Source organism: Actinomadura sp. NPDC023710 (assembly GCF_040639875.1).
GTDB classification, from domain to species: Bacteria; Actinomycetota; Actinomycetes; order Streptosporangiales; family Streptosporangiaceae; genus Spirillospora; species Spirillospora citrea.
In genome coordinates this window covers 280,648-289,357 of sequence record NZ_JBFAGB010000005.1, presented here as the reverse complement: position 1 = coordinate 289,357, position 8,710 = coordinate 280,648, and the positions used below count along the sequence as shown (strand labels likewise).

Annotated in this window: 3 protein-coding genes and 1 pseudogene; 2 read left to right on the top strand and 2 right to left on the bottom strand. The window is 74.6% G+C overall.

The genetic code is table 11. The features are described from left to right. The first annotated feature begins 164 nt into the window (after positions 1-164). Complete coding sequence (locus AB0H37_RS08675; RefSeq protein ID WP_360611983.1) at positions 165-4,814, top strand: DEAD/DEAH box helicase; 4,650 nt, start codon at positions 165-167, stop codon at positions 4,812-4,814. 77 nt (positions 4,815-4,891) lie between these two features. On the opposite strand, the pseudogene AB0H37_RS08670 reads toward AB0H37_RS08675, so the two are convergent. After that, positions 4,892-5,629 (bottom strand): annotated as a pseudogene (locus AB0H37_RS08670) (DMT family transporter); the annotation flags it as partial. A gap of 136 nt (positions 5,630-5,765) precedes the next feature. Between AB0H37_RS08670 and AB0H37_RS08665 the strand changes: the two are divergent. Then, positions 5,766-6,338 carry a helix-turn-helix domain-containing protein gene (locus AB0H37_RS08665; RefSeq protein ID WP_360611982.1) on the top strand — a complete coding sequence of 191 codons (573 nt, stop codon included), beginning with the start codon at positions 5,766-5,768 and terminating at the stop codon, positions 6,336-6,338. Here AB0H37_RS08665 and secA2 read toward each other — a convergent pair. Next, the gene (gene secA2, locus AB0H37_RS08660; RefSeq protein WP_360611988.1) at positions 6,319-8,652 is read right to left on the bottom strand and encodes an accessory Sec system translocase SecA2; all 2,334 of its coding nucleotides are present in this window, start codon (positions 8,650-8,652) and stop codon (positions 6,319-6,321) included. The two genes, AB0H37_RS08665 and secA2, sit on opposite strands and share 20 nt — an antisense overlap. Positions 8,653-8,710 lie beyond the last annotated feature (58 nt).

Sequence of the window (8,710 nt, the reverse complement as noted above, 5' to 3'; positions counted from 1 at the left end):
GTCCGCTCGGGCGGCAGCGGGCTGCCCGCGGGAAGCGACTGGATCAGCTCGACCAGCAGTTCCTTCAGCTTGTAGTACTTGGGGATCCGGCGTTCGCTTCGCTCATTTATGTGACGCGCGCCACGCCCGCGCATTCTGTCCGACCCGCGAGGCAGTATGGCGCCATGGGCGGTGACGTGCTCGAACGCTTCTCCCCGGCGACCCGCGCCTGGTTCACCGGGGCGTTCGCCGCACCCACCCCCGCGCAGGCCGGCGCCTGGGAGTCCGTCGCCGGCGGCGACAACACGCTGGTCGTGGCGCCGACCGGGTCCGGCAAGACCCTGGCGGCCTTCCTGTGGTCCCTCGACCGGCTCGGCACCGAAGCCCTCCCCGAAGACCCGCTGCGCCGCTGCCGCGTCCTGTACGTGTCGCCGCTCAAGGCCCTCGCCGTGGACGTCGAGCGCAACCTGCGCGCCCCGCTGACCGGCATCCGCCACGCGGCGCGCCGCCTCGGCCTTCCCGAGCCGGACGTCCGCGTCGGGATGCGGTCGGGCGACACCCCGGCCGACGAGCGCCGCCGGCTGGCCGTCAGGCCGCCCGACATCCTGATCACGACCCCGGAGTCGCTGTTCCTGATCCTCACCTCGCGGGCGCGCGAGTCGCTGCGCGGGGTGGAGACCGTCATCGTCGACGAGGTGCACGCCGTGGCGGGCACCAAGCGCGGCGCGCATCTCGCGCTGTCCCTCGAACGGCTGGACGCGCTTCTGGAACGCCCCGCCCAGCGCATCGGCCTGTCGGCGACGGTCCGTCCCGCGGACGAGGTGGCGGCGTTCCTGGGCGGGCCGAGGCCCGCCGCCGTCGTCCAGCCGCGTTCGGAGAAGGTGTTCGAGCTCGACATCGTCGTCCCGGTGGAGGACATGGGCGAGGTCGGCCGGTTCGTCGACGACTCGGGGACGGCCGACCCCCGCCAGCGCAGCATCTGGCCCCACGTGGAAGACCGTCTGCTCGACCTCATCCAGGCGCATCGCTCGACGCTCGTGTTCGCCAACTCCCGGCGCCTGGCCGAGAGGCTGTGCGGGCGGCTGAACGAACTCGCCTACGAACGCGCGGCCGGCGAATCCCTGCCCGAGGACCACTCCCCTGCGGCCGCGATGGCCCAGGCGGGTGCCGCCAAGGGGGCGCCCTCGGAGATCGCCAGGGCGCACCACGGCTCCGTCTCCAAGGAGGAGCGGGCCGGTATCGAGAACGCCCTGAAGGAGGGCCGCCTGCCCGCGGTCGTGGCGACGTCCAGCCTGGAACTGGGCATCGACATGGGCGCGGTGGACCTGGTCGTCCAGGTGGAGTCGCCGCCGTCGGTCGCCAACGGGCTCCAGCGGGTCGGGCGTGCCGGCCACCAGGTCGGCGCCGTGTCCAAGGGCGTCATCTTCCCCAAGTACCGGGGCGACCTCGTGCAGACGGCCGTGGTGGCCGAACGCATGCGCGGCGGCGAGATCGAGGAGCTGCGGTACCCGCGCAACCCCGTCGACGTCCTCGCCCAGCAGATCGTCGCGATGGTCTCGATGGACGAGTGGACGGTCGACGACCTCGAATCCCTCGTCAAGCGGGCCGCCCCCTACGCCACGCTTCCCCGCTCGGCGCTGGAGGCGTCCCTGGACATGCTCGCCGGGCGCTACCCCAGCGACGAGTTCGGCGAGCTCCGCCCCCGCCTCGTCTGGGACCGCGTGACCGGCGTGCTGCGCGACCGTCCGGGCGCCCAGCGGCTCGCCGTGACCAGCGGTGGGACGATCCCCGACCGCGGCCTGTTCGGGGTGTTCCTCGTCGGCGAGAAGGCGTCGCGCGTCGGTGAACTCGACGAGGAGATGGTGTACGAGTCGCGCGTGGGGGACGTGTTCGTCCTCGGCGCGAGCTCATGGCGGATCGAGGACATCACCCCCGACCGCGTGCTCGTCTCCCCCGCGCCGGGCCAGCCCGGCAAGCTGCCGTTCTGGCACGGCGACACGCTGGGGCGTCCGGCCGAGCTGGGCCGCGCGCTCGGTACCTTCACCCGGGAGCTGGCCGAGCTCTCCCAGCAGGAGGCGCAGGCACGCGTCACCGCTTCGGGCCTGGACGACTGGGCCTCCGCCAACCTCGTCTCGTACCTGACCGAGCAGCGCGAGGCCACCGGTCACATCCCCGACGACCGGACGATGGTCGTCGAACGGTTCCGCGACGAACTCGGTGACTGGCGCATGGTCGTCCACTCGCCGCTGGGCGCGCGCGTGCACGCGCCCTGGGCGCTCGCCATCGCCGGTCGCCTGCGCGAGCGGTACGGCGTCGACGCGCAGGCCATGCACGCCGACGACGGCATCGTCATCCGCATACCGGACATGGACGAGCCACCCGGCCTCGACCTGGCCGTCTTCGACGCCGACGACATCGAGCGCGTCGTCGTCGACGAGCTGGGCGGCTCGGCGCTGTTCGCCGCCCGGTTCCGCGAGTGCGCGGCGCGTTCGCTGCTGCTCCCCCGCCGCCGCCCCGACAAGCGCATGCCCCTGTGGCAGCAGCGCCAGCGCGCCGCGCAGCTCCTGGCCGTGGCGAGCAAGTACCCGTCGTTCCCGATCGTGCTGGAGACCATGCGCGAGTGCCTGCAGGACGTGTTCGACGTCCCGGGCCTGGTCCAGCTCATGCGCGACATGTCCGGACGCAAGGTCCGCATGGTGGAGGTGGAGACCTCCGAGCCGTCCCCCTACGCGCGCTCCCTGCTGTTCCACTATGTCGGCGCGTTCATGTACGAGGGCGACTCGCCCCTGGCGGAGCGCCGCGCCCAGGCCCTCGCACTCGACTCGGCGCTCCTCGCCGAACTGCTCGGCCAGGCCGATCTGCGCGAGCTGCTCGATCCCGACGCCGTCGCCGAGACCGAACGCGAGCTCCAGCGCCTCGCGGCCGACCGCCGTGCGCGCGACATGGAGGGCGTCGCCGATCTCCTGCGCGCCCTCGGCCCCCTGAGCACGGCGGAAGCGGCCGAGCGCACACTGCCCGCGGGCCTTGGCGCCCAACCGGACGAGAGCGCCGCCACGGCCGGTGACGCGGAGGCCGCCGCGGCGGGCGATCCCGTCCCGGGCGCGGTGCTCGTCCAGGTGTCGCGGTGGCTGGCGGAGCTGGAGGCGACGCGGCGGGCGATCCGGGTGCGGATCGCCGGGGAGGAGCGCTGGGCGGCGATCGAGGACGCCGGCCGCCTGCGGGACGCGCTCGGTGCGCCGCTGCCGGTGGGCGTCCCGGAGGCGTTCCTCGAACCGGTCGACGACCCGCTCGGCGACCTGGTCTCCCGGTACGCGCGCACGCACGGGCCGTTCCGGGCGGCCGAGGCCGCCGCGCGGTTCGGGCTGGGCGTCGCCGTGGTCGTCGAGACGCTGCGGCGGCTGTCGGGCGCGGGCCGGGTCGTCGAGGGCGAGTTCCTGCCGGTCGGGTCCGTGGCGGGCCCGCTGACGACCGAATGGTGCGACGGCGGCGTGCTGCGGATGCTGCGGCGGCGTTCCCTGGCGCGCCTGCGCGCCGAGGTCGAGCCGTCCCCGCCGGAGTCGCTCGGCCGGTTCCTGCCGGCCTGGCACGGCATCGCGGGCGGGTCGCGGCTGCGGGGCATCGACGCGCTCGTCCAGGCGATCGAGCAGTTGCAGGGCGCGGCGGTGCCCGCGTCCGCGCTGGAGTCGCTGGTCCTGCCGTCGCGGGTGCCCGGCTACTCCCCGGCCATGCTGGACGAGCTGACGTCGGCCGGCGAGGTCGTTTGGGCGGGCCAGGGAGGGCTGCCGGGCGGCGACGGCTGGGTGGCGCTGTACCTGGCCGACACCGCTCCGCTGCTCATGCCGGCCCCGGCCGAGATCACGCTCACGCCCGTGCACCAAGCCGCCCTCGACGCCCTCGGTGACGGAGGCGCGTTGTTCTTCCGCACGCTGTCCGACCGCGTGAACAAGCAGGCCGACGCGAACGACGCCGACCTCGTCACCGCCGTGTGGGACCTCGTCTGGGCCGGCCACCTCACCAACGACACGCTGGCCCCGCTGCGGTCCGCGCTCGGGTCGGGCCGTCCGACGCACCGTTCCCGGACGACGCGGCGCGGACGTCCCGTCCTGCCGTCCCGGACGGGCCCGCCCACGGTCGCCGGGCGCTGGTGGCCGCTCCCCGAGCGCGAGCCCACCGCGACCCTGCGCTCGCACGCCCTCGCCGAAGCGCTCTTGGAGCGGTACGGCATCGTCATCCGCGGCGCCGTCGCGGCCGAACGCACCCCTGGCGGGTTCTCCGCCGTCTACCCGGTCCTGCGCGCGTTCGAGGAGACGGGGCGTTGCCGGCGGGGCTACTTCGTCGAGGGCCTCGGAGCCGCCCAGTTCGCGCTGCCGGGGGCCGTCGACCGCCTCCGCGCGCTCCGCCCGGCGGCCTCCGCACCGGACGACATCTCCGCCCTCTGGGAGGCGCCCCGCAAACCCGGGGTCCGCGCGCTCGTCCTGGCGGCGGCCGATCCCGCCAACCCCTACGGCGCCGCCCTGCCCTGGCCGGAACGCGCCGACGAGGTCGCCAGCGGCCACAAGCCGGGCCGCAAGGCCGGCGCGCTCGTCGTGCTGGTCGAGGGACGCCTGGTCCTCTACGTCGAACGCGGCGGGCGGACGCTCCTGACCTGGGACGACGACCCGGACGTCCTGCAACCCGCCGTCGACGCCCTCGCCCTGTCCGTCCGCGAGGGGGCGCTCGGCAAACTGACCGTGGAGCGCGCCGACGGCGAGGCGATCAGCGACTCCCCGCTGGCCGCCGCGCTGGAGTCGGCGGGCTTCCACCCCACGCCGCGCGGGCTGCGGCTGCGCTCCTGACCGTCCGGGGCCCGGAGGGCCACGGTCACGGCGGCGGCGCACACCAGCATGCCCAGGACTGACGGCAGGGTGAGCGTGCTGCCGAACATCAGCCAGCCCCACAGCATCGTCGTGGGCGGGGTGAGATAGAGCAGGGCGGACACCCTGGCGACACCCGTCCGCCGGACGTTGACCCAGTACAGCCCGTACCCGCCGAACATCGCCAGCACGACGAGGATGGCGATGGCCGTCCAGAACACGGGATCGGCCGGCGGGACCAGTGAGCCGTCCACACCGGCGAAGCCCGAGAACACCACCGCGCTCACGCCCGCCTGGACGGCCAGGGCCTCCGGAAGCTCCAGCGAGGGGCGTGTGCGACGTTCCACGAGGGTGGCGCCGACGAGGGAGAGCATCGCGGCGAACGGAAGCGCGTACGCCCAGGCCGGAGCGTCCGCGCTCAGGTCGCCGCCGACGACGAGCGCGACGCCGCCGAGCCCGGCGGCGAATCCGGCGAGCCGGCGACGGCCGACGGGCTCGCCGAGCACGGGGCCGGCGAGCGCGACCGCGACGAGCGGCTGCAACGCCGTGATCAGGCTGTTGATCCCCTCTACCACGCCGAGCTCGGCGGCGAGGAACACACCGGAGAGGTAGCCGACCTGTCCCAGCGTCCCGATCAGGGCGTGCAGGGCCAGGTCCCGGGGCGGGATCCGGCGCCGCCGCCACAGCAGCCACATCCCGAGCACGCCCGCGCCGATGAGGAACCGCCAGGCCAGCAGCGCGCTCGCCGGCGCGCCCCGCGTTCCGAGCTCGGCGCCGACGAACCCGGAGCTCCACATGACGACGAACGCGGCGCCCAGCAGGGCGTTCGATCGGCGGATGTCCACGATCCCCCCTCAGGTATACATACCGGTATACCTATAAGGTAACCACACCGGGATGTATAATTGAGGTCACCCTGCGGAAGGAGCCGCGATGCCCGTGCACGACCGGCCCCTCACCCCCGCCGCCCGGCGGGTCCTCCAGGTCGCGAGCGAGCTCTTCTACGAACGCGGCATCGGCTCGGTCGGCATGGAGCTGATCGCCGCCGAGGCGGGCGTCACGAAGAAGACCGTCTACGACCGGTTCGGTTCCAAGGACGCGCTGATCCTGGCCTACCTGCGGGCCCGCGACGAGCGGTGGCGCGCCTTCACGACCGGCCGGCTCGCCGAGGTCGCGGGCGCCCGCGACCGGGTCCTCGCCACGTTCGACGCCCTCGGAGAGTGGCTGGCCACCCGGTCCGGGCGCGGCTGCTCGATGGTGAACGCCTGCGCCGAGCTGCCCGATCCGTCCCACCCCGTCCACGGGCTGGCCGCCGAGCAGAAGGCGTGGGTCCGCGCCCTCTACGCGGACCTGGTGGGCGACGGCGTGCTGGCCGACCAGTTGCTGATGCTGCACGAGGGCGCGGTCGTCGCGTTCAGCGTCGCGGGCGTCCGTGACGCGGCGCCCTCCGCCCGCGCCGCCGCCGAGGCGCTCGTCCCCCGGCGGCTCAGCGCCGCCGGCCCCTGAACATGGCGATCAGCCCGCGCAGGGCCCGCTCGTCCAGGGACCCGAACGGGTTGTCGTGGACGAGGTAGGTCCAGGTCGCCGAGGGCCGCTTCAGCCCGGCGGAGTCGAGGTCGACGCCGTCCTTCGAGGCGGTGAGGGCCTCGAAGGCGGCCGCGGACCGCTTCCGCGCGTCGGCCAGGAGCCGCTTGCCCGCCGGGACGGCCTCCCGGTTGAACTCGATCAGCGGGTCCAGGCCGCGGCCGAGTGACCGCAGGTGGATGCCCTCGCGCAGGTCGGCGAGGAACGCCAGGTGCTCGGCCCAGCAGCGGTCCAGCTGGTACAGGACGATCTGCCGCGCGGCGCCGGCCACCGCGTCCGCGCCCGCGATCGCGGTGAGCTCGGCGTGCCGCTCCGGGGCGTCGGCCGCCATGGCCCGGTCGGCGGCGTCGCCGTTCAGGACGGCGTCGCGCTCGGCGAGCACCTCCCGCCGCTGGAGCCCGATCAGGTGGTTGTACCGCCACGTGTTGCGGTGCAGTTCCAGGTCGACGCCCTCCGCGACGCGCTGGGCGTGGCCGACGATCCAGTGCGCACCCTTGTCGGTGATGAGCCCGTCGTCGCCGGTGGACGCCTTCGACTCCTCGTCCGGCGCGTAGCGGGTGACGAGGTCGTCCTGGAGGCTGGTGAAGAACACCGAGCCGCCGGGGTCGCCCTGCCGTCCTGCCCGCCCCCTGAGCTGGTCGTCCAGGCGGCTGCTGTGGTAGCGGCCCGTCCCGATGACCAGCAGGCCGCCGGCCCGCGCGACCCGGTCGTGGTCGGTGCCGTCCCGCTCCGCCGGGGCCGTGCCCGGTGCGGACGGCGAGGGGCTGCCGCCCAGCCGGATGTCGGTGCCCCGGCCGGCCATCTGCGTGGAGACGGTGATCGCGCCGTGCGCGCCCGCCTCCGCGATGATCGCGGCCTCCTCGGCGTCGTTCTTGGCGTTGAGGACGACCCGGTCGAGCCCGGCGCGGGCCAGGCGGCGGGCGAGCCGCTCGGACTCGGCGACGTCGCCCGTCCCGACCAGCACCGGGCGGCCCCCGGCGTGCGCGGCGGCGATCTCCTCGACGATCGCGACCTCCTTGTCGGCGACGGTCGCGTAGAGGCGGTCCGGCTCGTCCTCGCGAACGCACGGCCGGTTCGGCGGGACGACCGCGATCCGCAGCGAGTAGAACTCGGTCAGCTGCCCGGCGACGGCCATCGCGGTGCCCGTCATGCCGCACCGGACGGGATAGCGCCCGATCAGCTCCTGCACGGTGATCGAGTCGAGGATCTCCCCGCTCGGGGAGGCGTCCAGTGCCTCCTTCGCCTCGACCGCCGCCTGCAGGCCGTCCGGCCAGCGCTGCAGCAGGGCGACCCGGCCCCGCGACTCGCTGACCAGCTTCACCGCGCCGTCCCGGACGATGTAGTCCACGTCGCGGTGCAGCAGGACCTCCGCGTGCAGGGCCACGTTCACCGCGGTGAGCACGGCGAGGTTCTCCGGCGCGTAGAGGTCGAGCCCGAGGACGCGTTCCACCTCGCGCGCCCCGGTGGCCGTGAGCTGGACGTTGCGCGCCTCGTCGTCGGTGGCGTAGTGCAGCCCGGGGCGCAGCCGGCGGACCAGGTCGGCGTGCTGCGGGTCGGCGCCGCCCGAGTCGTCGGCGCCCGCGAGCACGAGCGGGACCATGGCCTCGTCCACCAGCACCGAGTCGGCCTCGTCGATCAGCGCGACGGACGGCTCGGGCAGCACGCGGGCGGCGGCGCCGGTGGCGAGCCGGTCCCGGAGCAGATCGAACCCGACCTCGCTGACCGGCGCGTACGTCACGTCCGCCCGGTAGGCCTCGCGTCGCTCGGCGGGCGTGGACGACTGGCCGACCCAGCCGACGGTGACGCCCAGCATCGCGTAGAGCGGGCCCATCCACTCGGCGTCGCGCCGCGCCAGGTAGTCGTTGACCGACATGACGTGGACCCGGTGGCCGCGCAGCGCGTACCCGGCCGCGGCCAGGGCGCCCGCCAGGGTCTTGCCCTCGCCGGTCGCCATCTCGGCGACGTGCCCGGACAGCAGTGCGAGCGTCCCGACGAGCTGCACGTCGAAGGGCCGCTCCCCCAGCGCCCGGCGCGCGGCCTCCCGGCCGAGGGCGCACAGCTCCGCGAGGTCCTCCTTCTCGCGGAGGGCGGACGCGGCCGCGGTCAGCTCCGCGTCCGGCAGCTCCCGGACGCGGGACTCGCGCGTCGCCGCCTCGTCCACCAGGGCGCGCAGCGGCGCCAGATCGACGCTTCCGGGCTTCTGGACGAGGCGCCGCAGCCGGTCACGCAGCGCCATGACGTCCCCTCGGTTCGTCACTCACGGTTCCCCCAACGGGCGGGCAGGAGTCGGCGTT